22 protein-coding genes are annotated in these 22,713 nt (G+C 65.3%); 14 read left to right on the top strand and 8 right to left on the bottom strand.

Translation table 11 applies throughout. The features are described 5' to 3' along the window. The first annotated feature begins 26 nt into the window (after positions 1-26). From lptA to GL279_RS02005, 3 genes are read left to right on the top strand one after another with little or no spacing between them, the layout of a single operon-like run. Positions 27-506, top strand: coding sequence for a lipopolysaccharide transport periplasmic protein LptA (gene lptA / locus GL279_RS02015; RefSeq protein WP_155062951.1), 480 nt, complete (start codon positions 27-29; stop codon positions 504-506). Further along, positions 506-1,252, top strand: a complete 747-nt coding sequence (gene lptB, locus GL279_RS02010) for an LPS export ABC transporter ATP-binding protein (RefSeq protein ID WP_155062950.1) — start codon at positions 506-508, stop codon at positions 1,250-1,252. The genes lptA and lptB overlap by 1 nt, the downstream gene beginning before the upstream one ends. Positions 1,253-1,298: 46 nt before the next feature. Beyond that, the gene (locus GL279_RS02005; RefSeq protein WP_155062949.1) at positions 1,299-1,928 is read left to right on the top strand and encodes a GNAT family N-acetyltransferase; all 630 of its coding nucleotides are present in this window, start codon (positions 1,299-1,301) and stop codon (positions 1,926-1,928) included. A 26-nt stretch (positions 1,929-1,954) separates the two neighbouring features. Here the strand turns inward: GL279_RS02005 and GL279_RS02000 are convergent, their stop codons facing one another. Then, on the bottom strand, positions 1,955-2,878 hold the full coding sequence (locus GL279_RS02000; RefSeq protein ID WP_155062948.1) for a LysR family transcriptional regulator: 924 nt from the start codon (positions 2,876-2,878) through the stop codon (positions 1,955-1,957). A gap of 166 nt (positions 2,879-3,044) precedes the next feature. Here GL279_RS02000 and GL279_RS01995 point away from each other — a divergent pair, with 166 nt between their 5' ends. Genes GL279_RS01995 through GL279_RS01970 form a run of 6 tightly spaced genes read left to right on the top strand, consistent with a single transcriptional unit; the run spans position 3,045 to position 9,238 of the window. After that, positions 3,045-4,235, top strand: coding sequence for an ABC transporter substrate-binding protein (locus GL279_RS01995; RefSeq protein ID WP_155062947.1), 1,191 nt, complete (start codon positions 3,045-3,047; stop codon positions 4,233-4,235). Then, positions 4,235-5,008 carry an ABC transporter ATP-binding protein gene (locus tag GL279_RS01990; RefSeq protein WP_155062946.1) on the top strand — a complete coding sequence of 258 codons (774 nt, stop codon included), beginning with the start codon at positions 4,235-4,237 and terminating at the stop codon, positions 5,006-5,008. Before GL279_RS01995 ends, GL279_RS01990 begins: the two co-directional genes overlap by 1 nt. After that, the gene (locus tag GL279_RS01985; protein ID WP_155062945.1) at positions 5,005-5,706 is read left to right on the top strand and encodes an ABC transporter ATP-binding protein; all 702 of its coding nucleotides are present in this window, start codon (positions 5,005-5,007) and stop codon (positions 5,704-5,706) included. Before GL279_RS01990 ends, GL279_RS01985 begins: the two co-directional genes overlap by 4 nt. A gap of 1 nt (position 5,707) precedes the next feature. Continuing rightward, a complete protein-coding gene (locus GL279_RS01980; RefSeq protein WP_155062944.1) occupies positions 5,708-6,595 on the top strand; it encodes a branched-chain amino acid ABC transporter permease in 888 nt (295 codons plus the stop codon). Between the two features lies 1 nt (position 6,596). Continuing rightward, entirely contained in the window at positions 6,597-7,595 is a 999-nt protein-coding gene (locus GL279_RS01975; protein WP_155062943.1) for a branched-chain amino acid ABC transporter permease, read from the top strand. Positions 7,596-7,639: 44 nt separating this feature from the next. Next, positions 7,640-9,238: a GMC family oxidoreductase gene (locus tag GL279_RS01970; protein WP_155062942.1), complete on the top strand. Its 1,599-nt coding sequence runs from the start codon at positions 7,640-7,642 to the stop codon at positions 9,236-9,238. Positions 9,239-9,265: 27 nt separating this feature from the next. Here the strand turns inward: GL279_RS01970 and GL279_RS01965 are convergent, their stop codons facing one another. The 6 genes from GL279_RS01965 to GL279_RS01940 form a co-directional block, all read right to left on the bottom strand. After that, a complete protein-coding gene (locus tag GL279_RS01965) occupies positions 9,266-10,003 on the bottom strand; it encodes a glycosyltransferase family 25 protein (protein WP_170293901.1) in 738 nt (245 codons plus the stop codon). A 67-nt stretch (positions 10,004-10,070) separates the two neighbouring features. After that, positions 10,071-12,221 carry a polyribonucleotide nucleotidyltransferase gene (gene pnp, locus GL279_RS01960; RefSeq protein WP_155062940.1) on the bottom strand — a complete coding sequence of 717 codons (2,151 nt, stop codon included), beginning with the start codon at positions 12,219-12,221 and terminating at the stop codon, positions 10,071-10,073. A gap of 319 nt (positions 12,222-12,540) precedes the next feature. Beyond that, complete coding sequence (rpsO, locus tag GL279_RS01955; protein WP_155039078.1) at positions 12,541-12,810, bottom strand: 30S ribosomal protein S15; 270 nt, start codon at positions 12,808-12,810, stop codon at positions 12,541-12,543. Between the two features lie 130 nt (positions 12,811-12,940). Continuing rightward, positions 12,941-13,906, bottom strand: coding sequence for a calcium-binding protein (locus tag GL279_RS01950; protein WP_246175086.1), 966 nt, complete (start codon positions 13,904-13,906; stop codon positions 12,941-12,943). A gap of 180 nt (positions 13,907-14,086) precedes the next feature. Further along, entirely contained in the window at positions 14,087-14,740 is a 654-nt protein-coding gene (locus GL279_RS01945; RefSeq protein WP_155062939.1) for a YggS family pyridoxal phosphate-dependent enzyme, read from the bottom strand. A 67-nt stretch (positions 14,741-14,807) separates the two neighbouring features. Next, a complete protein-coding gene (locus GL279_RS01940) occupies positions 14,808-15,824 on the bottom strand; it encodes a porin (RefSeq protein ID WP_155062938.1) in 1,017 nt (338 codons plus the stop codon). Positions 15,825-16,324: 500 nt separating this feature from the next. Between GL279_RS01940 and GL279_RS01935 the strand changes: the two genes are divergently transcribed. The 5 genes from GL279_RS01935 to GL279_RS01915 all read left to right on the top strand — a co-directional run bounded on the left by GL279_RS01935 (position 16,325) and on the right by GL279_RS01915 (position 22,083). Continuing rightward, on the top strand, positions 16,325-16,777 hold the full coding sequence (locus GL279_RS01935) for a DUF3576 domain-containing protein (protein ID WP_155062937.1): 453 nt from the start codon (positions 16,325-16,327) through the stop codon (positions 16,775-16,777). A gap of 66 nt (positions 16,778-16,843) precedes the next feature. Further along, positions 16,844-19,381 carry a leucine--tRNA ligase gene (gene leuS, locus GL279_RS01930; RefSeq protein WP_155062936.1) on the top strand — a complete coding sequence of 846 codons (2,538 nt, stop codon included), beginning with the start codon at positions 16,844-16,846 and terminating at the stop codon, positions 19,379-19,381. After that, entirely contained in the window at positions 19,368-19,853 is a 486-nt protein-coding gene (lptE, locus tag GL279_RS01925; protein ID WP_155062935.1) for an LPS assembly lipoprotein LptE, read from the top strand. The genes leuS and lptE overlap by 14 nt, the downstream gene beginning before the upstream one ends. Continuing rightward, positions 19,850-20,878 carry a DNA polymerase III subunit delta gene (holA, locus tag GL279_RS01920; protein ID WP_155062934.1) on the top strand — a complete coding sequence of 343 codons (1,029 nt, stop codon included), beginning with the start codon at positions 19,850-19,852 and terminating at the stop codon, positions 20,876-20,878. Before lptE ends, holA begins: the two co-directional genes overlap by 4 nt. After that, on the top strand, positions 20,875-22,083 hold the full coding sequence (locus GL279_RS01915; RefSeq protein ID WP_155062933.1) for a BaiN/RdsA family NAD(P)/FAD-dependent oxidoreductase: 1,209 nt from the start codon (positions 20,875-20,877) through the stop codon (positions 22,081-22,083). Before holA ends, GL279_RS01915 begins: the two co-directional genes overlap by 4 nt. On the opposite strand, the gene GL279_RS01910 is transcribed toward GL279_RS01915, so the two are convergent. Next, the gene (locus GL279_RS01910) at positions 22,062-22,649 is read right to left on the bottom strand and encodes a glutathione S-transferase family protein (protein WP_155062932.1); all 588 of its coding nucleotides are present in this window, start codon (positions 22,647-22,649) and stop codon (positions 22,062-22,064) included. The two genes, GL279_RS01915 and GL279_RS01910, sit on opposite strands and share 22 nt — an antisense overlap. Positions 22,650-22,713: the final 64 nt, after the last annotated feature.

The following is a 22,713-nucleotide window of genomic DNA, read 5'->3' as shown; positions in this document are numbered from 1 at the left end:
ATATCGTGCGGCAGAAAGGAATCCTGATGACCCGGCTTGGCCTGCTGCCCTTTGCCCTGTCCCTGCTCATGACTGGCCCGGCGCTGGCCCAGACCGGCTTTGGCCGCGCGCAGGATGTCGGCCAGCCGGTCGAGGTGACGGCCGACACGTTGCAGGTCGATCAAAAGACCGGGCTTGCCACCTTTTCCGGCCATGTGCTGATCGGTCAGGGCGAGATGCGGCTGTCAGCCGACAAGGTCACGGTGATCTATGCCCAAGGCAATGCGCAAAAGATCAGCAAGCTCAGCGCGCAGGGCAATGTGACGCTGGCCAGCGGTCAGGACGCCGCCGAGGCGCAAACCGCCGATTACGATGTCGCCTCGGGCAATGTCGTGCTGAAGGGCGACGTGCTGCTGACCCAGTCGGGCAATGTGCTGGCCGGCGATACGGTGACGGTCAATCTGGCCAGCGGCACCGCCAATGCCTCGGGCCGGGTGCGCAGCGTGCTGCAACCGGGGAAGAAGTGATGGCGCAGGGCGATCATTCCGGCCATGGCCTGCGGGTGCGCGGCCTGCGCAAATCCTATCGCAACCGCCCCGTCATCCGCGAGGTCGCGCTGCGGCTGGACCGGGGCGAGGTGGTGGCGCTGTTGGGGCCGAACGGCTCGGGCAAGACCACCTGTTTCTATTGCGTCGCGGGCCTCGTGGCGCCGGATGCCGGACAGGTGCTGATCGACGGCCAGGATGCGACCGCGCTGCCGATGTATCGCCGCGCCCAGATGGGCATCGGTTATCTGCCGCAGGAAATGTCGATCTTTCGCGGGCTGACGGTCGAACAGAACATCACCGCCGTTCTGGAGCTGGTCTGCCGCGACGCGCATCACCGCCGCGACCGGCTGGAACAGCTTCTGGGCGAGTTCTCGATCGAGCATCTGCGCAATGCCTCGGCCATGGCGCTGTCGGGGGGCGAACGCCGCCGGGTCGAAATCGCGCGCTGCCTTGCCGCCAATCCGGCCTATCTGCTGCTGGACGAGCCTTTTGCCGGCGTCGATCCCATTGCCGTGGGCGAAATCCGCGGGCTGGTGCATGACCTGAAAAGCCGCGGCATCGGCGTGCTGATCACCGATCATAATGTCCGCGAAACGCTTGAGATCGTGGACCGTGCCTATATCCTGCACGATGGCCATGTGCTGATGTCGGGCACCACCGCCGAGATCGTCGCCGATCCGCAGGTGCGCCGCGTCTATCTGGGCGAAGGCTTCAGGATGAACTAGGCCGCGCCCGGCCCCCCAAAGACCACCTTGATCAAGGCCGCCTCCCATGGACAAGATCCCTTGCCTGCCGCCCGGATACAGCGCCGTCGCCCCCGGACATATCGCGACCGTGGTGACCAGCCTGCAGATGTTCCAGCGCCCGGCGCCACGCCCGGGTGCCGGCCTTGCGCCGGGCCTGCAACTGAGCCGGCTGGAACGCCCCTCGATCCAGCGTTACCGCCACCTTTACCGTGCCGTCGGGCAGGATTGGCTGTGGTTTTCGCGGCTGGTGATGGCCGATGACAAGCTGGCCGCGATCCTTGCCGATCCGTTGGTCCATATCTACGCGCTACAAGACGGCCAGCAGGATCTGGGCATCCTAGAACTGGATTTCCGGGTTCCCGGCGAATGCGAACTTGCCTTCTTTGGCCTGACGCCGGCGGCGGTCGGCACCGGCACCGGCCGCGCGCTGATGAACGAGGCGCTGGCGCTGGCATGGTCGCAGCCGATCAACCGGCTTTGGGTGCATACCTGCACGCTGGACCATCCGGCCGCGCTGGCCTTTTACCGGCGCTCGGGCTTTACGCCCTATGCCGTGCAGGTCGAGACCGGGCCGGACCCGCGCCTTGCCGGCACCCTGCCGCGTGATTGCGCCAGCCATGTCCCGATCATCGAACCCGCCGGCACGCCGGACTGACCGGGGCCGGCTTCACGCGCCCCTATTCAGGTGGCGGGCGCGCCTAGCCCCTGCGGCAGTTCCAGCTCCGAGCCGCGCGCATGCAGCGTGTCGGTCAGAAACTCGATCACCGCCCCGGCCCAGCGCATCATGCGCAGGTCGCGGTGACAGGTCAGCCAATAGCTGCGGGTCAGGCGCACCTGTCCGGGCAGGACCAGATGCAGCTCCTCGGGGTATTTTCCGGCGATGAAATAGGGCAGAACCCCCACGCCCAGCCCGTTGCGCACTGCCGCCAGCTGGTTGAAGATGCTTGAGCTTTTGACCGTGGCCCGCAGCGCCGGATGCACCTCGCGCAAGTAGTCGAGGCCGGGGGCAAAGATCATTTCCTCGATATAGCCGATGATGCGGTGTTCCAGCAGATCCTCGGGGCTGGTGATCGGCGGATGCGTGGCCAGATAGTGCGGCGTCGCATAAAGATGCAGCGTATAATCGGCCAGCCGCTGCGAGCGATAGGGGCCACCCGCCATCGGGTCCAGCGTGACCCAGATATCGGCCTCGCGCCGCGACAGCGACAGCACCTGCGGCATCGGGATCATCTCGGGCAGCAGATGCGGAAAGCGGGCGATGAATTCGGGCAGCAGATAGGTGGAAAACAGGCTGGCGAATCCCTCGGGCATCGCCAGCCGCAGCGCGCGCAGCGGGTTCGAGGCGATGCCATGACCGCGCGGCAACTGGCTTGCCGCCTCTTCCATGCGCTCGGCGGTCTCGATCAGGCGCATGCTGGCCGGGGTGGGTTCGTATCCGCGCGGATTGCGTTCGAACAGCCGGGTGTTCAGCGCCCGCTCCAGCCGGTCGATGCGGCGCGAGACGGTGACATGCGAGGTGCCCAGCTGTCGCGCCGCCCGCGACAATTGCCTTTCGCGCACCACGGCAAGGAAAAATTGCAGATCGTCCCAGCTGAGCGTCGACATATGTTCATAAATGGACAGGAGCTGTAAGAAATAGAACCTATCTGAACGCTTGTGTCAAAGCGATTTTGCCTGCATCGTTCCACAAGGGGCGGCAGGAGGAAGGTCGCCCGAAAAAACGTCCCCCGCTGGCGCAGGCGCCGGCGTAACGGACGGTCAGGGAGGAAACATGCACAAGATTCTGCTCACGACCGCTGTGATGGCGGTGCCGGCGATGGCCGAGGTTTCGGATGGCAAGGTCAAGATCGGCATCCTGAACGACCAGTCCGGGGTCTATGCCGATTTCGGCGGCAAGAACTCGGTCGAGGCGGCCAAGATGGCGATCGAGGATTTCGGCGGCAAGGTGCTGGATGCGCCGATCGAGCTGGTCAGCGCCGACCACCAGAACAAGCCCGACATCGCCTCGAACATCGCCCGGCAATGGTATGACACCGATCAGGTCGACACGATCATGGACCTGACCACCTCCTCGGTGGGTCTGGCCGTGCAGGCGCTGAGCCTCGACAAGAAAAAGATCACCATCAACACCGGCGCCGCCACCACCGACCTGACCGGCAAGGCCTGCACGCCCTATGGATTCCACTGGGCCTATGACACGCATATGCTGGCCGTGGGCACCGGCGGCGCGCTGGTGAAAGAGGGCGGCGACAGCTGGTTCTTCCTGACTGCCGATTATGCCTTTGGCTATTCTCTGGAAGAGCAGACCTCGAACGTGGTCAAGGAACATGGCGGCACCGTGGTCGGCACCGTGCGTCACCCGCTGGCGACGACGGATTTTTCGTCCTTCCTGCTGCAGGCGCAAAGCTCGGGCGCCAAGGTGATCGGTCTGGCGAACGCCGGCCTCGACACGCAGAACGCCATCAAGCAGGCGGCGGAATTCGGCATCACCGCCGGCGGCCAGAAACTGGCGGCACTCTTGTTCTCCATCGCCGAGGTGCATGGGCTGGGCGTCGAGGCGGCGCAGGGCCTGACCCTGACCGAAAGCTTCTACTGGAACCGCAACCCGGAATCGGCCGCCTTCGGCAAGCGCTTCTTCGAGCGCACCGGCGCGATGCCGAACATGGTCCATGCCGGCACCTATTCGGCAGTCACGCAATATCTGAAGGCCGTGCAGGCCGCCGGCACCGATGAGACCGAAGCCGTCGCCAAGAAACTGCATGAGATGCCGGTCGATGACGTCTTTGCCCAAGGCGGCAAGGTCGGGCCGAACGGGCGGCTGATCAAGGACGCCTATCTGATGGAGGTCAAGGCCCCCGCCGACGTCAAGGAGGACTGGGACTATTACAAGGTTCTGGCCACCATCCCCGGCGACCAGGCTTTCCTTGATCCCGCGAAAAGCGGCTGCCCGCTGGTCAAGTGATGGCAGGTCCGGCTGCAACGGCCGAGCCGCGGGTGGTTTTGTCCGCCCGCGGTCTGGGCAAGGATTTCGCCGGGTTCACGGCGGTGAACGGGGTGGATCTGGACGTGCATCACGCCCGGATCCACGCGCTGATCGGGCCGAACGGCGCCGGCAAGACCACGGTCTTCAACCTTTTGACCAAATTCCTGCAACCGACGCGGGGCCAGATCACGCTGCTGGGTCAGGACATCACCCGCACGCCGCCCGACAAGGTCGCCCGCATGGGGCTGGTGCGCAGCTTTCAGATCTCGGCGGTGTTTCCGCATCTGAGCGTGCGCGAAAACGTCAAGGTCGCGCTGCAACGCCCGGCGGGGCTGGCGACGCAGTTCTGGCTGCCGCTGTCTTCGCTGGACCGGCTGGACGCGCGGGCGGATGAGCTGATCGAACAGCTGGGGCTGGCCCGCTGGCGCGACCATCGTGCCGCCGATCTGTCCTATGGCCGCAAGCGCGTGCTGGAGATCGCGACCACGCTGGCGCTGGAACCCGAGGTTCTGCTGCTGGACGAACCCATGGCCGGCATGGGACAGGAGGACGTGCAGATGGTGGCCGAGATCATCCGCAACGTCGCCACCGAACGCGCCGTGCTGATGGTCGAGCACAATCTGAACGTCGTGGCCGACATCTGCGACCACGTCACCGTGTTGCAACGCGGCGAGATCATCGCGCGGGGCGATTACGCCACCGTGTCGAACGATCCGCGCGTGCGCACCGCCTATATGGGGTCCGAGGCATGAGCGCCCTGCTGTCCGTCGAGAACCTGCAAGCCTGGTATGGCGAAAGCCATGTCCTGCACGGGGTGAACCTGCATGTGAACCAGGGCGAGATGATCTGCATCCTTGGCCGCAACGGCATGGGCAAGACCACCACCCTGCGCAGCATCATGGGCATCCTGCGCAAGCGCAGCGGCAAGATCAGCTTTGCCGGGCAGGACATGATGGCCCTGCCCCTGCACAAGACCGCCCGCGCCGGTCTGGGCTTCATCCCCGAGGAACGCGGCATCTTTGCCAGCCTCTCGGTCGAGGAAAACCTGATGCTGCCGCCGAAAGTCGCCGAGGGCGGCATGTCGGTCGAGGAAATCTACACGCTGTTCCCGAACCTCAAGGAGCGCCGCAACAGCCCCGGCACCAAGCTGTCAGGGGGCGAACAGCAGATGCTGGCCTTGGCCCGCATCCTGCGCACCGGCGCGCGCTGCCTGCTGCTGGACGAGCCGACCGAGGGGCTGGCCCCGGTCATCATTCAGGCCATCGGCGATGTGCTGGTGCAGCTCAAGGCGCGCGGCATGACCGTGGTGCTGGTGGAACAGAACTTCCGCTTTGCCGCCAAGGTGGCCGACCGCTTCTATCTGATGGACCACGGCAAGATGGTGGCCGAATTCCCGGTGGCCGAACTGCCGAACCGGATGGACCTTCTGCATCGCGAATTGGGGGTATGACATGACCATGATCTTCGGCGTGCCCCTGCAGGCGCTGATGGGGCAGTTGCTGGTCGGGCTGATCAACGGCAGCTTCTATGCGCTGCTGTCCCTGGGGCTGGCCATCATCTTTGGCCTGCTGCGCGTCATCAACTTTGCCCATGGTGCGCAATACATGCTGGGCGCCTTTGCCGCGCTGTTGCTGCTGACAGTGGGCGGGGTGAACTACTGGTTCGCGCTGATCCTTGCGCCGCTGATCGTCGGCCTGTTCGCCGCCGTGATCGAGCGCACCATGCTGTCGCGGCTTTACAAACTGGACCCGCTTTACGGGCTCTTGTTCACCTTTGGCCTCGCCTTGGCGATCGAGGGCACCTTCCGCTATTTCTACGGCGCTTCGGGCAAGCCCTATGCACCGCCGCCGCAACTGACCGGCGCGGTCAATCTGGGCTTCATGTTCCTGCCGGTCTATCGCGGCTGGGTGGTCATCGCCTCGCTGGCGGTCTGCATTGCCTCTTGGGTTTTGATCGAAAAGACCAAGCTGGGCGCCTATCTGCGCGCGGCGACGGAAAACCCGGTGCTGGTGCAGGCCTTCGGCGTCAACGTACCGCTTCTGCTGACGCTGACCTATGCGCTTGGCGCCGGGCTTGCCGCCTTTGCCGGCGTGCTGGCAGCGCCGGTCTATCAGGTCAGCCCGCTGATGGGCTCGAACCTGATCATCATCGTCTTTGCGGTGGTGGTGGTCGGCGGCATGGGCTCGATCCTTGGCGCCATCGTCACCGGCTATCTGCTGGGCGTGGTCGAGGGGCTGACCAAGGTGTTCTACCCCGAGGCCTCGAACATCGTGATCTTCGTCATCATGGCCATCGTGCTGATCCTGCGGCCTGCGGGCCTTTTCGGAAAGGAGGCCTGACATGGCCGGCAAATCCGAGCCGATCCCGACCGATACCGTCGCGGTCCACCCGCAGGCACGCAGCATCCGGCTGGTGCTGGGGCTGGCGATGCTGGCGGCGCTGTTCATCGCGCCGCAGTTCCTCTACCCGATCTTTCTGATGAAGCTGCTGGCCTTCGCGCTCTTTGCCTCGGCCTTCAACCTGCTGCTGGGCTATACCGGCCTACTGTCCTTTGGCCATGCGGCCTTTTTTGGTGGCGCGGCCTATTTCACCGCCCATGCCGTCAAGGAATGGGGCTGGTCGCCCGAGGCCGGAATCCTGCTGGGCGTCCTTGGCGCCGCCGCGCTGGGGCTGGTGATGGGCGCCATCGCCATCCGCCGCCAGGGCATCTATTTCGCCATGATCACGCTGGCGCTGTCGCAGATGTTCTTCTTTTTCTGCCTGCAGGCGCCCTTTACCCATGGCGAGGACGGCATCCAGTCGGTGCCGCGCGGCCACCTGTTCGGGCTGGTGGACCTGAACGACACCATGAACATGTATTACTTTGTCCTTGGGGTGTTCCTGATCGGGCTGCTGGTGATCTGGCGCTTCGTGAATTCGCCCTTTGGCATGATCCTGAAGTCGATCCGCGAAAACGAACAGCGCGCGATCTCGCTGGGCTATTCGGTCAGCCGCTACAAGCTGGGCGCCTTCGTCATGTCGGCGGCACTGGCAGGCCTCGCCGGTGGGCTCAAGGCGCTGATCTTTCAGTTCGCGACGCTCACCGATGTCGCATGGCAGATGTCGGGCGAGGTGATCCTGATGACGCTGTTGGGCGGCATCGGCACGCTGCTGGGGCCGATCGTCGGCGCCGGGCTGGTGGTCAGCCTGCAGAACTACCTCGCCACCTCGGATTTTCCGGTGACGATCATCACCGGGCTGGTCTTCATGGTCTGCGTGCTGCTGTTCCGGCGCGGCCTCGTCGGGGAATTCTTTGCCTCGGGCCTTGGGCGCAAGCTCGGCTTCCGGGCTGACAAGTGACAAGTCGCGGCCCGGCCCCGGCCGAGCCGCAGATGGAGAGAACAATGGAAAGCTATGACTATGTCGTCATCGGCGCGGGCAGCGCCGGATGCGTGCTGGCCAACCGGCTGAGCGCCGATCCCCGCAACCGGGTGCTGCTGCTCGAAGCCGGGGGGCGCGACAATTACCACTGGATCCATATCCCGGTCGGCTATCTTTACTGCATCGGCAATCCGCGCACCGACTGGTGCTTTCGCACCGAGGCCGAGCCGGGGCTGAACGGCCGCGCGCTGATCTATCCGCGCGGCCGGGTGCTGGGCGGCTGCTCCTCGATCAACGGCATGATCTACATGCGCGGTCAGGCGGCGGATTACGACCATTGGCGGCAATTGGGCTGCACCGGCTGGGGCTGGGATGACGTGCTACCTCTGTTCAAGGCGCAAGAGGATTTCTATCGCGGCGGCGACGACATGCATGGCGCCGGCGGCGAGCTGCGGGTGGAAACCGCGCGGGTCCGCTGGGCGGTGCTGGACGCATTCATGGCCGCCGCCGAACAGGCCGGCATTCCGCGCACCTCTGATTTCAACCGTGGCGACAATGAGGGCGGCGGCTATTTCGACGTGACCCAGCGCAGCGGCTGGCGCTGGAGCGCGGCCAAGGCGTTTCTGCGCCCCGCCGCCCGCCGCCCCAATCTGCGCGTCCTGACCGGGGCGCAGGTCGAACGCCTGCTGATCGAGGCGGGCGAGGTGCAAGGCGTTGCCTTTCACCATCAGGGCCAGCGCGTCGAGGCCCGCGCCATCCGCGAGACCGTGTTGGCGGCGGGGTCCATCGGTTCGGTTCAGGTGCTGGAACAGTCCGGCATCGGGCGCGGCGAGGTGCTGCAGGCCGCCGGCATCGCACCCTTGGCCGAGGTCGGCGCCTTGGGCGAAAACCTGCAGGACCATCTGCAATTGCGCATGGTCTACAAGGTCTCGGGCGTGCCGACGCTGAACGAAAAGGCCTCGCGGCTGATAGGCAAGGCGGCAATCGGGCTGGAATATCTGCTGAAACGGTCCGGGCCGATGTCGATGGCGCCCAGCCAGCTGGGGATCTTTACCCGCTCGGGCCCGGAAAAGGCGACGGCGGATCTGGAATATCACGTCCAGCCGGTCAGTCTGGACAAGTTCGGCGACCCGGTTCACCCCTTTCCGGCGATGACTGCCAGCGTCTGCAACCTGCGCCCGGAAAGCCGCGGCTCGGTGCATGTGACCGGGCCGGATTTCCGCGCCGCGCCGGCGATCCGGCCGAATTACCTGTCCACCGCCGGCGACCGCGAGGTGGCAGCGCGGGCGATCCGGCTGACCCGCCGCATCGCCGCGCAACCGGCCTTTGCCCGCTTCGATCCGCAAGAACACCTGCCCGGCCCCGCCTATCAGACCGAGGACGAGCTGGTTCAGGCCGCCGGCGCCATAGGCACGACGATCTTTCACCCGGTCGGCACCTGCCGCATGGGGGCGGATGCGGATTCGGTGGTGGACACGCGCCTGCGGCTGCGGGCGCTGGGGCGGCTGCGCATCGCCGATGCCTCGGTCATGCCGACCATCACCAGCGGCAATACAAACGCGCCGGTGATGATGATCGCGGAAAAGGCCGCGCGCATGATCCTTGAGGATGCGCGCGGCTGATGCCGGGCCGCGCGGTCTGGGCGCTGGTCAGCGCCCGACCTTGCGGGCCAGCTTGCGGCGGATCAGCCCGCGCCAATAGCGCGCCTCAAGATAGCGGCCCCGATGCTTGCCCTGGCAGGCGACGGCCCGCCGGGTGCCTTCCAGATGCGAAGGGCCGGCGCCCGGCTCGTTGTGATCGGCGATGCGCGGCACGACCAGCCAGGCGTCCAGATCATGCAGATCGGCCGGCCAGTCGGCGGCCTGGCTGACCGGTGTCGTCACCGCCAAAAGATCGGCCGCCGATTTCCGCGACAGCGTATAGGCCGAGGTCAGCGTCGCCCGCTGCGCGGCGCGATACAGGGTCCAGCGCCCGACCCGCCGCCTTTGCCAGCGCAGCGCGCGGCCAAAGCGGTAATCCAGAAGCGCCATGGTCTTGACCCGGTGGAACCCGCCGCGCAGAAACTCGGCGAAATCCGGCGTCAGGATGGCGTCATCCTCAAGCACGACCGCGCCGGCCCACCCCTTGTCCAGAATGGTCTGATAGATGGTCCGATGCGACAGGGCGCAGGCGAATTCGCAATCGGTCATCGGGCGGCGCAGCTGCTGCTGTGCCGCCTCGCGGTCGATCAGCGGCAGATATTCCGCAGGCAGACCGCGCCTGCCATCCACCCCCATGAGCAATTGCCATGAAAGGCCCGCCTCGGCGAGCTGCGTCAAAAGCGGCTGGCGGCGGGCGTCATCGCCCACAAGCGTCAGCACGAGGATCGGCCAATCCGTTTGCACCATAAGCCCCCGTCGAACGTGAAACAGCCCCGGCATTGCCGGGGCTGCGAATTGCAGGATCAGGTCGGGATCACTCGGCCTGAGTTTCCTCTTTTTTCTCAGGGGCGATTTCTTCGCCGGTCTCTTGGTCGACCATCTTCATGCCCAGACGGACCTTGCCGCGATCGTCAAAGCCCAGCAGCTTGACCTTGACCTCTTGGCCTTCCTTCAGCAGCTCGTTGGGATGGTTCAGGCGCTTGTTCGCGATTTGCGACACATGCACCAGACCATCGCGCTTGCCAAAGAAGTTCACGAAGGCACCGAAATCGACCAGCTTGACGACCTTGCCGGTATAGATCTTGCCTTCTTCGGGCTCGGCCACGATCGAATAGATCATGTCATAGGCCTTCTTGATCGAATCGGCATTGGCCGAAGCGATCTTGATCACGCCATCGTCGTTGATGTCGACTTTGGCACCCGAGGTTTCCACGATCTCGCGAATGACCTTGCCGCCCGAGCCGATCACTTCGCGGATCTTGTCGGTGGGAATGGTCATGGTTTCAATGCGCGGGGCATGGGCGCTGAACTCGCGGCGGCCCTCGGTCAGGGCTTTCGACATCTCGCCCAGAATGTGCATCCGGCCGTCCTTGGCTTGTGCCAGGGCCTGCTCCATGATCGCCGGGGTGATGCCCGCGACCTTGATGTCCATTTGCAGCGAGGTGATGCCGTCAGCCGTGCCGGCCACCTTGAAGTCCATGTCGCCCAGGTGGTCTTCGTCACCCAGGATGTCGGTCAGAACCGCCCATTTGCCGTCATCTTCCAGAATCAGGCCCATGGCGACGCCGGCGACCGGCGCTTTCAGCGGCACACCCGCATCCATCATCGACAGCGAGCCGCCGCAGACCGAGGCCATCGAGGACGAGCCGTTCGACTCGGTGATCTCGCTGACGACGCGGATGGTATAAGGGAAGTCGGTCGCAGCCGGCAGCACGGCTTGCAGCGCGCGCCATGCCAGTTTGCCGTGGCCGATCTCGCGACGGCCGGGCGAACCCACGCGGCCAACCTCGCCGACCGAATAGGGCGGGAAGTTGTAATGCAGCAGGAAGTTCGAGCGCGAGTTGCCGTGCAGCGCGTCGATGATCTGCTCATCGTCGCCAGTGCCCAGCGTGGTCACGACCAGCGCCTGAGTTTCGCCACGGGTGAACAGCGACGAACCATGGGTGCGCGGCAGGATACCGACTTCGCTGTCGATGGCGCGAACGGTCTTGTTGTCGCGGCCGTCGATGCGGGCGCCACCGTTGATGATGTCACCGCGCAGGATGCCCGATTCCAGCTTTTTCAGCGCCGAACCGATGTTGGCATCGGCCAGTTCTTCTTCGGTCAGGCCGGCCTTGATCGCGGCCTTGGCGGCCTCGATGGCATCGTGACGCTCGCCCTTGTCGCGCAGCGCATAGGCGGCACGCATCGCGTCCTCGCCCAGCGATTTCACGCGGGCATAAAGCGCGCTGTAATCGGGCGAGCGGAAGTCGAAGGGCTCTTTCGCGGCGAGTTCGGCCAGATCGATGATCAGGTCGATCACCGGCTGCATCGCCTCGTGGCCGAATTTCACGGCACCGAGCATTTCTTCCTCGGTCAGCTCATAGGCTTCCGATTCGACCATCATCACGGCGTCTTTGGTGCCGGCGACGACCAGATCCAGACGCTGCTCGGGGTTCGAGCGAAGGTGGTCCATGTCCTGAACCTCGGGGTTCAGCACATATTGGCCATTGGCGAAACCGACACGCGCGGCGCCGATCGGGCCCATGAAGGGCACGCCCGAGATGGTCAGCGCAGCCGAGGCGGCGATCATGGCGACGATATCGGGATCGTTGACCAGATCATGCGACAGCACCGTGCACATGACCAGAACTTCGTTCTTGAATCCGGGGGCGAACAGCGGGCGGCAGGGACGGTCGATCAGACGCGCGGTCAGCGTCTCTTTCTCGCTCGGGCGCGCCTCGCGCTTGAAGAAACCGCCCGGGATCTTGCCGGCGGCATAGTATTTTTCCTGATAGTGAACCGTCAGGGGAAAGAAGTCCTGCCCCGGCTTCGGCTCTTTCGCGAAGGTCACGTTGGCCATGACGCTGGTTTCGCCCAGAGTGGCGATGACCGAGCCGTCGGCCTGACGGGCAACCTTGCCCGTTTCCAGCGTGAGCGTTTCCTGGCCCCACTGGATGGATTTCTTCACTTCGTCAAAATGCATCTGATTTCCTCTGGGTGCGTCCGGACCCTCCGGCGCCCCTATGTCCTATGGCGGCCCCATTGCCGCCCGCCCCTATCCTTTGCATGTGCCCCGGGGCCCGGGCGTCACGTCACAGATGGACGGCCCATACAGGAAAATTGGAGGTTTGGGAAGCGTCTTGCGGGGCCGCAAGCGGGCCCGTGCCGCCCGCATTCCGCCGCTTTTCCCGACCCTTCCGGGGCGCTTTCCCGGCACGGATCGGCAGGCCGAACGTGCCCCGGAAATGCAAAACGCCCGTGGAATCCACGGGCGTTCATTGCCTTGTGCAATGCGCTGCGGCTTAGCGGCGCAGGCCCAGCTTGCCGATCAGGTCGGTGTAGCGGGCTTCGTCCTTGCGCTTCAGGTAGTCCAGCAGCTTGCGGCGCTGCGCGACCATCATCAGCAGACCACGACGCGAATGGTTGTCTTTCTTGTGGGTCTTGAAATGCTCGGTCAGCGTGGCAATGCGCGAGGACAGGATCGCAACCTGCACCTCGGGCGAACCGGTGTCGCCTTTCTTGGTGGCGAATTCGGTCATCACGCGATTCTTTTCTTCAACGGTGATCGACATCGGGGTCTCCTTTCAGAGTCAAAGGGTTATGGCACAGGCCGGGATGTCGTCCAGCACAGGCCCGTGGAGAAATCCGCCAGCAGGCCGGCGGATGCGCGGCTATAGCCCAATTCCCCGGAAATTGAAAGGATTATCGCGCCCCGTTCAGATCCAGCCGAACCAGCGTCACATGTTCGGGGCGCAGGCCACCGCCGTTCAGGACGCGCCCCACCGCCTCGCCATCCAGCCGGATCACCGAGGCGCCATCCTCGTCGCGGTCGATCGTCAGGCTGGGCGCCGGCTGGTCGGGGCTGGCGTGATAGCGCAGCTCGATCTGGTCCTCGGCATGGTCGTAATCGCCGATCGTCGGCACCTTGTTGCCGGGATCGGTCAGGACGAACAGATCCTTGCCCGCGCCGCCCTCGCCAAAATCGCCCGACCCCAGATGCAGCGTGTCATCGCCTGCGCCACCGTGCAGCCAGGCGGTGTCATCCTCAGCGGAGCCATGCAGCTCGTCATCGCCATCGCCGCCATCCAGATCGTCATTGCCCGGACCGGCGATCAGCGTGTCATTGCCGGCATTGCCCGAGATCCAGTCATCGCCGGGGCCGCCGGTCAAAAGATCGTCGCCATCGCCGCCAAAGATCGTGTCATTGTCGGCCCCACCATGCACGGTGTCGTCGCCGCCCTGACCGGCGAGGTAATCATCCCCCGCGCCGCCGTCGATGGAATCGTCGCCGCCCGGACCGTAATCGTCATCGCCATAGATCCAGTCAGTGCCGTCGCCCCCCAGCAGCGTGTCATTGCCAAGACCGCCGTGCAGGTCGTCATTGCCGCCATGACCGCTGAGGGAATCGTCGCCGTCGCCGCCGGCCAGCCAGTCGGAATCGCTGGTACCGTCGACCACGACGCCATCTGGCTCCGTGTCGGGATCATCGTCCGGGTCATCGGGATCGTCGTCATCCCCGTCTCCGCCCTGATCGGGATCGCCGGGGTCGATCGGATGGTCCGGGTCGTCGGGGTCAATATCGTCGTCGCCGGGCATGCGCGTCGCGGCGGACACATCGACAGCAATACCCATGAACAAAAGACTGATCAGGCTGCCCAGCATAAACATCGCAAATACTCGTCAGACTCGGGGAAATGTTAACAGGATATTAAGACACCACTCCGGGCGGCGCACTTTCTTTGGAAGTAACGGGTTAATGGAATAAAAACAACCATCGGTTGTTAATTATGGAGAATATTTCACCAGCGTTGCCCAAAGGTGGGCGGCACGGATTTTGCCGCCGCGCGCTCAGGCGTAGCTGCGCTGACCAAAGATGGCGCTGCCGACCCGAACATGGGTGGCGCCGGCGGCAATGGCCGTTTCGAAATCCGCACTCATGCCCATCGACAGGCCGGTGAGCCCGTTGCGGGCAGCAAGCGCGCGCAGCAACAGGAAATGCGGCAGCGGATCAGCCTCATCGGGCGGGATGCACATCAATCCGGTCAGGGACAGGTCCAGCGCCCAACATTCGGCGATGAACTCATCGGCGACGTCGGGCGTGATGCCGGCCTTTTGCGGCTCGGCGCCGGTATTGACCTGCACGAACAATTGCGGGCAAGCACCGCGCGCCTGCACCTGCCGGGCCAGCTTTTGCGCCAGTGAGGGTCGGTCCAAAGTATGGATCGCGTCGAAAAGCTCCAGCGCCGGCTTCAGCTTGTTGGTCTGCAACGGGCCGATCATATGCAACTCGACCCCCGGATAGCGGGCGCGCCAGTCGGGCCATTTCCCCGCCGCCTCTTGCACGTAGTTTTCGCCAAAGACGCGCTGGCCAGCGTCCAGAACCGCCTGAACCCGGTCCGGCGGCTGCACCTTGCTGACGGCAATCAGCGTCACCGATCCCGGCGCACGTCCGTTCGCAGTTTCGGCGGCCGCGATACGGCCCTTGATCTGATCCAGTCCCATGGCACGAGATTCCCAAAAGAAAAGAGCGGGCACAAGGCCCGCTCTTTCATGTTCTGGTTCTGACGGATCAGAATTTGAACTTGATGCCCATGTCGAGCACGGTGTCGTTCAGGTAGTCGGTGTCGATGATGCCACCGGCCAGAACAGCGCCGCCGCCCAGGTCGTAGTCAGCACCGATGCCGAACGAGTCGAAGCTCTGGCTGTCGGCGTCCGACTTGTACTTGTCCTTGCGGTAGAAGCCTTTCACCGCAATCGCGTCCATCTGGTAGGCAGCGGCCAGACCGATGGTGTTGTCCAGTTTGACGTTCGTGCCAACGCCGGCGTCGAAGCCGACAACACCCTCGTCACCGCTGGTGTGGCTCTGACCGAACACCGGCTCAACGACATAGTTGTCGCTGTATTTTACGTAAACGCCTTTGACGGAGAAGTTGTTGAACTTGCCTTCGCCGGCCAGCGAGATCTCGTCGGCATCGCCACGTTTGGCGTAGCCCAGAGCGGCCCACCAGCTGTCCGCGCTGTATTTCGCGGCCAGAGCATAGGCGTTGTCGTCGTCGGTGTTGTTGGCGCCGTAGGTGTCGGCATACCAGGAGTTGCTCGAACCGTCGGTGGCCGACGCATAGAGCGAGATCTGGTTGATGGTGTATTCGTACAGGATGTTCGAACCCTGATCACGATCAGCGCCGTCACCGGTCAGGTAGGAAATTTCCTCGACGTCGTCGGCGAAGGAACCTTCGGTGTAGCCGACTTCATACAGGTCGCCGATCGCAGCTTCCGAAGCCGACAGGGTGTCGCCCATCGACAGCTTGCCATAGGTGCCCGAAACCCAGACGGCGCCACGGGTGCCGTTCGAAGCAGCGCGGGTGGTGCCGAAGTTTTCTTGGTCGACGCGGAACGAACCACCGAACGACAGGCCGGCATCCGACTCACCGGTCAGGGTGAATTTCACGCGAGCGCGGCTCGAGAACTGCGCATCGTTGCCGTCATAGATCACGCCCATGCGACCGTCGCCCGAGACGGCGACTTCAGCCGAAGCGAAGCCAGCCGAAAGCACCAGGGCGCTGGTGGCGAAAAGAACCTTTTTCATGGTTTTCCCTCTTGTCTCTCTCGTGTGCCCCAGCCCGGGCAGGCCGGCTTGGGGTCATGAGTTGTTGTGTCGCGCTTTCCCCATTGCATTGCAACGGAATCAAATCCGGCCTTTTGGAATCGCAACTGCTGTGATGCACAAGGGCCACACCCCACCCCAGCCGCCCCGGGACCCCAGACCCGCGCCCGCCAAACCCTTCTCAATGCTGAAAATTCGCGGAGGCACCACCATTGCACGCGCGGGACCACCTCCCCTGGGATCGGACCTGAAAGCGCGGATCGCGCTTCGCGCGCCACACCCCACCGCCCGCCCGCAGAGCCGCCGGGCAGGGCCAGCACCAGCCACTTGTCACGTGCCATGCATAGGAGTGCAGCAGCGGAATCGGGGTGGAATCGGCAGCGGACCGCCTTTTCTGCACGGCGACAGATCAGCGGCTCTCTTGTCGCTTGGGCAGGAATTGCGCTATGTCCATGCGCAAGGACGATCCCGGGGGACGACAGATGACCAGACGCGCCGCACGGCTGACCGCCGCCCTGTTGATTGCAGCGGGGCTTGCCGCATGTTCGGGCGGGGGCGCCTCGAAACCGGCGGCGCAGCCGCAGCGGCAATCGACGCTGTGGGACCTGTTCTCGAATCGGCGCAGCCCGAACGACACGGTCGCGGTCAACAAATACCTGTGGAACGCCAGCCTCGAAGTGCTGAACTTCCTGCCGGTGCAGTCGATCGACCCGTTCACCGGCGTCATCGTCACCGGCTATGGCACGCCTCCGGGCGGGGGCCGTTCCTATCGCGCGACGGTGCAGATCACCGATCCGTCGCTGGATGCCCGCGCGCTGAAACTGTCGCTGCAGGGCGCCGGCGGCTCGGCCGTGGCGCCGGACACCGTGCGCGCCGTCGAGGATGCGATCCTGACCCGCGCCCGGCAGCTGCGCGTGCAGGACGGCAAGCTCTAAGCCTTCTGGACCTGCGCACGCGCAAGGGATAATACCCTGCGGGCAATCTGATGCCCGGAGGTTCCCATGCCCTATGATCCCGCAATCAGCGAACCGCGCTGGCAAAAGGCGTGGAACGACGCGGACACGTTCCGCGCGGTGCGGGACGAGCGGCCCAAATACTATGTGTTGGAAATGTTCCCCTATCCTTCGGGGCGCATCCACATGGGGCACGTCCGCAACTACACGATGGGCGATGTGGTGGCGCGGTTCAAACGCGCGCAGGGCTTCAGCGTGTTGCATCCGATGGGCTGGGACGCCTTTGGCATGCCCGCCGAAAACGCCGCCATGGAACAGGGCGGCCATCCGCGCGACTGGACCTATGGCAATATCGCCACCATGCGCGATCAGCTGAAACCGCTGGGCCTGTCGATCGACTGGAGCCGCGAATTCGCCACCTGCGACGATTCTTATGTGCATCAGCAGCAGTCGATGTTCCTCGACATGCTGGAAGCCGGGCTGATCTATCGCAAATCGGCCATGGTGAACTGGGACCCGGTCGACATGACCGTACTGGCCAATGAACAGGTCGAAGATGGGCGCGGCTGGCGCTCGGGGGCGCTGGTCGAACGGCGCGAGCTGACGCAATGGTTCTTCCGCATCTCGGATTACTCGGATGAGCTGCTGTCCGCCTTGGACAGGCTGACCGGCTGGCCAGAAAAGGTGCGCCTGATGCAGGCCAACTGGATCGGCAAGTCGCGCGGCCTGCAATTCCGCTTTGCCACCGTCGATGCCCCGGCGGGCTTCGACCAGATCGAGGTCTACACCACCCGCCCCGACACGCTGATGGGCGCAAGCTTCGTCGCGCTGTCTGCCGATCACCCGCTGATCAAGCATCTGGCCGAGACGCGCCCCGAAATCGCCGCGTTCACCGCCGAATGCCGCAAGATCGGCACCACCGAAGAAGCGATCGAGACCGCGCCAAAGCTGGGCTTTGACACCGGGCTGACCGTGCGCCACCCGCTGGACCCCGATTGGCAATTGCCGGTCTGGATCGCGAATTTCGTGCTGATGGATTACGGCACCGGCGCCATCTTCGGCAGCCCGGCGCATGACGAGCGCGACCATGAGTTTGCGACGAAATACGGCCTGCCGATCCGCGCGACCTTTGGGCCCAAGGGTGCGACGCTGGCCGAGGCGGATGCGCTGGTCGCCACCGCGCCCTTCGTGCCTGCCAAGACCGAAACCGTGACCTATGTGCGCGGCTTTGCCGGTGCGGCAGACCAGAACGGCGAAGAGGCGGTCGCGGCTGCCATCCGGCACGCCGAGGCCGCAAGCTATGGCGAGGGCGTCACGAAATTCCGCCTGCGCGACTGGGGCATCTCGCGCCAGCGCTATTGGGGCTGCCCGATCCCGGTCGTGCATTGCGACGACTGCGGCACCGTGCCCGAGCGCAAGGAAAACCTGCCGGTGCTGCTGCCGCAGGATGTCACTTTCGACGTGCCCGGCAACCCGCTGGACCGCCATCCGACCTGGCGCAACGTCGCCTGCCCGGTCTGCGGCAAGCCCGCCCGGCGCGAAACCGACACCATGGACACGTTCGTCGATTCGTCCTGGTATTACGCGCGCTTTACCGCGCCGCAGGCGCCGACGCCGACCGTGGCCGAGGATGCCGATTACTGGATGAACGTCGATCAGTATATCGGCGGCATCGAGCATGCGATCCTGCACCTGCTCTATTCGCGCTTCTTTGCCCGCGCGATGGTCAAGACCGGGCATCTGCCGGAAAAAGCCAAGGAACCTTTCGACGCGCTCTTCACGCAGGGCATGGTCACGCATGAGATCTACCTGACCCGCGACGACCGCGGCCGCCCGGTCTATCACCTGCCCGAGACGGTCACGGACGGCAAGCTGGCCGATGGCACGGTGGTCGAGGTCATCCCCTCGGCCAAGATGTCGAAATCAAAAAAGAACGTGGTCGATCCGGTCAATATCGTCGCCAGCTTCGGCGCCGATACCGCGCGCTGGTTCATGCTGTCGGACAGCCCGCCCGAGCGGGACGTGGAATGGACCGCCTCGGGCGCCGAAGCCGCCAGCAAGTTTCTGGCCCGCGTCTGGCGTCTGGCCGACGAGATCCCCGAAGGCGGGGCAGACAGCGATCTGCTGCGCGCCGCCCATCGCGCCATCGACGAGGTGACCCGCGCCATCGAGGGCTTTGCCTTCAACAAGGCGGTGGCGAAACTTTACGAGCTGGCCAATGCCATCGGCAAATCCAGCGCCGGCGGCGATGACCGCAGCGCCATGCTGCGCATCCTTGCGCAGCTGATGGCGCCGATGGTGCCGCATCTGGCCGAGGAAATCTGGACCAGGGCTGGCGGACAGGGCATGGCGGTCAATGCCCCCTGGCCCAAGGCCAATCCGGCGCTGCTGATCTCGGATTCGGTGGTGCTGCCGATCCAGATCAACGGCAAGCGCCGCGCGGAAATCGAGGTGCCCAAGGACATGCCCAAGGAACAGATCGAGGCCATGGTTCTGGCCGATGAAACCGTGCTGCGCTTCATGGAGGGTGCGCCCGTCAAGAAACTGATCGTGGTGCCGGGGCGGATCGTCAATGTCGTGGTCTAGGCGCGCCATCCTGACCCTGCCGGCCGTGCTGGCCGCCTGCAGCTTCAGCCCGGTCTATGGACCGGGCGGCACCGGCAGCAAGCTGCAGAACAAGCTGCGCACCGCCGATCCCAAGACGCCGGACGATTTCGCCTTTGCCGGCCGAATCGCCGAGCGGCTGGGCCCGGATCAGGCCGCGATCTATGAGCTGGACTGGCAATTGCGCGTGGCCGTGGTGGCGCAGGCCATCACCCCCGACGAGGTGACTACGCGCTATTCGCTGAACGGCACCGCCAGCTATGTGCTGACCGATATGGCCTCGCAGCGCGCGATCACGCGCGGACAGGTCAGCAGCTTTACCTCGTATTCCACCACGGGCACGACCATCGCCACCATGGCCGCCGAACAGGACGCGCATCAGCGGCTGGCGCGGCTTTTGGCCGATGAGGTGGTGACGCGGCTTCTGGCGCTTGATCCGGCGCAGTTCGGATGATCCTGAAGGGCGCCGAGATCGGCCGCTATCTGGCGCGCCCCGATCCGACGCGGCCGGCGCTGCTGATCCATGGTCAGGACGCGATGCGGGTGGCGCTGAAACGCGCCGAGGCGGTGGCCGCGCTGGTCGGCGCGAATGCCGAAGAAGAAATGCGCCTGACCCGCCTGCCCGGCGCCGATCTGCGCAAGGACCCGGCGGCGCTGCTGGACGCGGTCAAGGCGGTCGGCTTTTTCCCGGGGCAGCGCGTGGTGCTGGTCGATGATACGCCGGACGCAGCCGCACCGGCAGTCTCGGCGGCGATTGCCGACTGGCGGCCGGGCGATGCGGTGATCGTGGTGGCGGCCGGGGCGCTGAACAAGGGCTCGGCGCTGCGCAAACTCTTTGAGCCGCATCCGGCGGCGGTGACCGCACCGATCTATGACGACCCGCCCGGAGAAGAGGAAATCACCCGCTGGCTTGCCGGTGCCGGCCTGCGCGAAGTGCCGCGCGACGCGATGCGCGATCTGATGACCCTGTCGCGGGCACTGGATCCGGGCGATTTCCGTCAGACGGTGGAAAAGATCGGGCTATACAAGCATGGTGACCCAAGCCCGCTGACCCCCGCCGAGATCGCGGCACTGGCCCCTGCCACCATCGAGGCCGAGGTCGATGACCTGATCGATTGCGTGGCCGAGGGCCGGGCCCGCGAGTTCGGCCCCCTGATGCGTCGGATCGAGGCACAGGGCATCCTGCCGGTCACGCTCTGCATTGCGGCGCTGCGGCATTTCCGGGCGCTGCATGCCGGGGCCTCGGACCCCGGCGGGCCCGGCGCCGGTTTTTCACGGCTGCGACCGCCGGTCTTTGGCCCGCGCCGCGACCGCATGATCCGTCAGGCGCAGAATTGGGGCATGCGGGCGCTGGAAGATGCCCTGCATCAACTGATCGACACCGACCTGACCCTGCGCTCGGCGTCCAAGGCCCCGGCCATGGCGGTGATGGAACGGATGCTGCTGCGGCTTTGCATGATGCCAAGGGGCGGCCGATGAACGGGGCGCTGGTCATCGGCGCCGGGCCCGCCGGGCTGATGGCGGCCGAGGTTCTGGCGCAGGCGGGCCATGCCGTGACGGTGGCCGAGGCGCTGCCGACGCCGGCCCGCAAGTTACTGATGGCCGGGAAATCCGGGCTGAACCTGACCAAATCAGAACCCTTGGCCGATTTTGCAACGCGGTTTGGGGGCTCTGCCCCCGTCCTGCGGACTCCCCCGGGATATTTGGACACGACAGAAGCCGAGCCGGGGTTCGGGCCCGAGGCGGTGATCGGCTGGGCGCGCGGTCTGGGGATCGATCTGTTCACCGGCTCGACCGGGCGCGTGTTTCCGACCGGCATGAAGGCCTCGCCCGTGCTGCGGGCCTGGCTGGCGCGGCTGGAGGGGCTGGGGGTTCAGCTGCGCATGCGCTGGCGCTGGACCGGGTTCGCGGGAGTGGATTGGCGGTTCGCGACGCCTGAGGGTGAAGTGCTGCTGCGGCCCGATGCGGTGGTGCTGGCGCTGGGTGGGGCCAGCTGGCCCCGCCTGGGCTCGGATGCAGCATGGCTGCCCTGGCTCGCGGCGCGCGGCGTCGAGGTGGCGCCGTTCCGGCCGGCGAACATGGGGTTTCGCGTCGACTGGTCGCCAGCGATGGCGCGGCATTTCGGGCAAGCGGTCAAGGGCGTGGCGCTGTCGGCGGGCGATCTTGTCAGCCGGGGCGAATGGGTGATCGGCGCGCAGGGGATCGAGGGTGGCGGGGTCTATGAGATCTCGGCCGCGTTGCGCGACGGCGCGCCGGGGCTGGTCGATCTGGCGCCGGATCTGGAGGCGGTCGAACTGGCACGCCGGGTGGCGCAACTGCCGGGCAAGCTGTCGGTCGGCAACCGGCTGCGGCGGCTGTTGGGCGATCCGGTGCGCGCCGCGCTGCTGATGGAATGGGGCCAGCCCCTGCCCCCCGAGCCTGAGCGACTGGCGGCGCGGGCCAAGGCGCTGCGGCTGCGCCATCAGGGACCGATGGGGCTGGAGCGGGCGATTTCCAGCGCCGGCGGCATCACCGGCGCCAGCCTGACCGAAACACTGGAACTGCGCGCGATGCCGGGGGTCTTTGCCGCCGGCGAGATGCTGGATTGGGAGGCGCCGACCGGCGGCTATCTGTTGACCGGCTGTCTGGAGACCGGACGGCGCGCCGGGCTGGGGGCTGCTGCCTATCTGGCCGCCGCGCGCTGATAGGCCGGGCGGACGCGCATCCGGTCAAGGTAATCCGTCAGCCGGTGCTCGACGATCGGGAAACGCGCCGTCAGCGCCCATGTCAGGCAATGCGTCAGGATGATATCGGGCACGGTCAGCCGCTCGCCCATCAGGAAGCCGTCCTCGGCCATGCGATGCACCATGGTGCGCTGGCTGCGCTCGAACTCCCAGCGCAGGGTGTTCTTGATCGCGGCAAGCCGCATCTCCTCGGGCAGGATGAAGCTGTGGCGCGCAGCGAGCCAGAGCGCGGCATCGAATTCGTCGAGGATGAACTGGGTCAGGCTGTCCTGCCGGGCGCGGTCCAGCGTGCCGGGCGCATGGCTGAGCGCGCCATGCCGATCGGCCAGATAGGTCAGGATCGCGGTCGAATCGGTGATCGGCGTGCCATCGACGACCAGCACCGGCACCTTGCCGGCCGGGTTGAACGAGGTCAGGCCCTCGGCATGCGGGGCCAGCGCGACATGGTCGAAGGGTTGCTGCAGTTCCTCAAGCATCCAGAGCACCCGAAAGGCGCGGCTCTGTGCTGTTCCGATCACCTGATACATCGCGCCCCCCGAGCTTTTGCCAAGGCTAGCCGGGCGGTTACGCCAAGGCAATGCGGCCCATTGA

Source organism: Paracoccus limosus (genome assembly GCF_009711185.1).
Taxonomy (GTDB): Bacteria; Pseudomonadota; Alphaproteobacteria; order Rhodobacterales; family Rhodobacteraceae; genus Paracoccus; species Paracoccus limosus.
The sequence above is the reverse complement of the archived record's forward strand: the minus strand, read 5'-3'. Positions and strand labels throughout refer to the sequence as shown.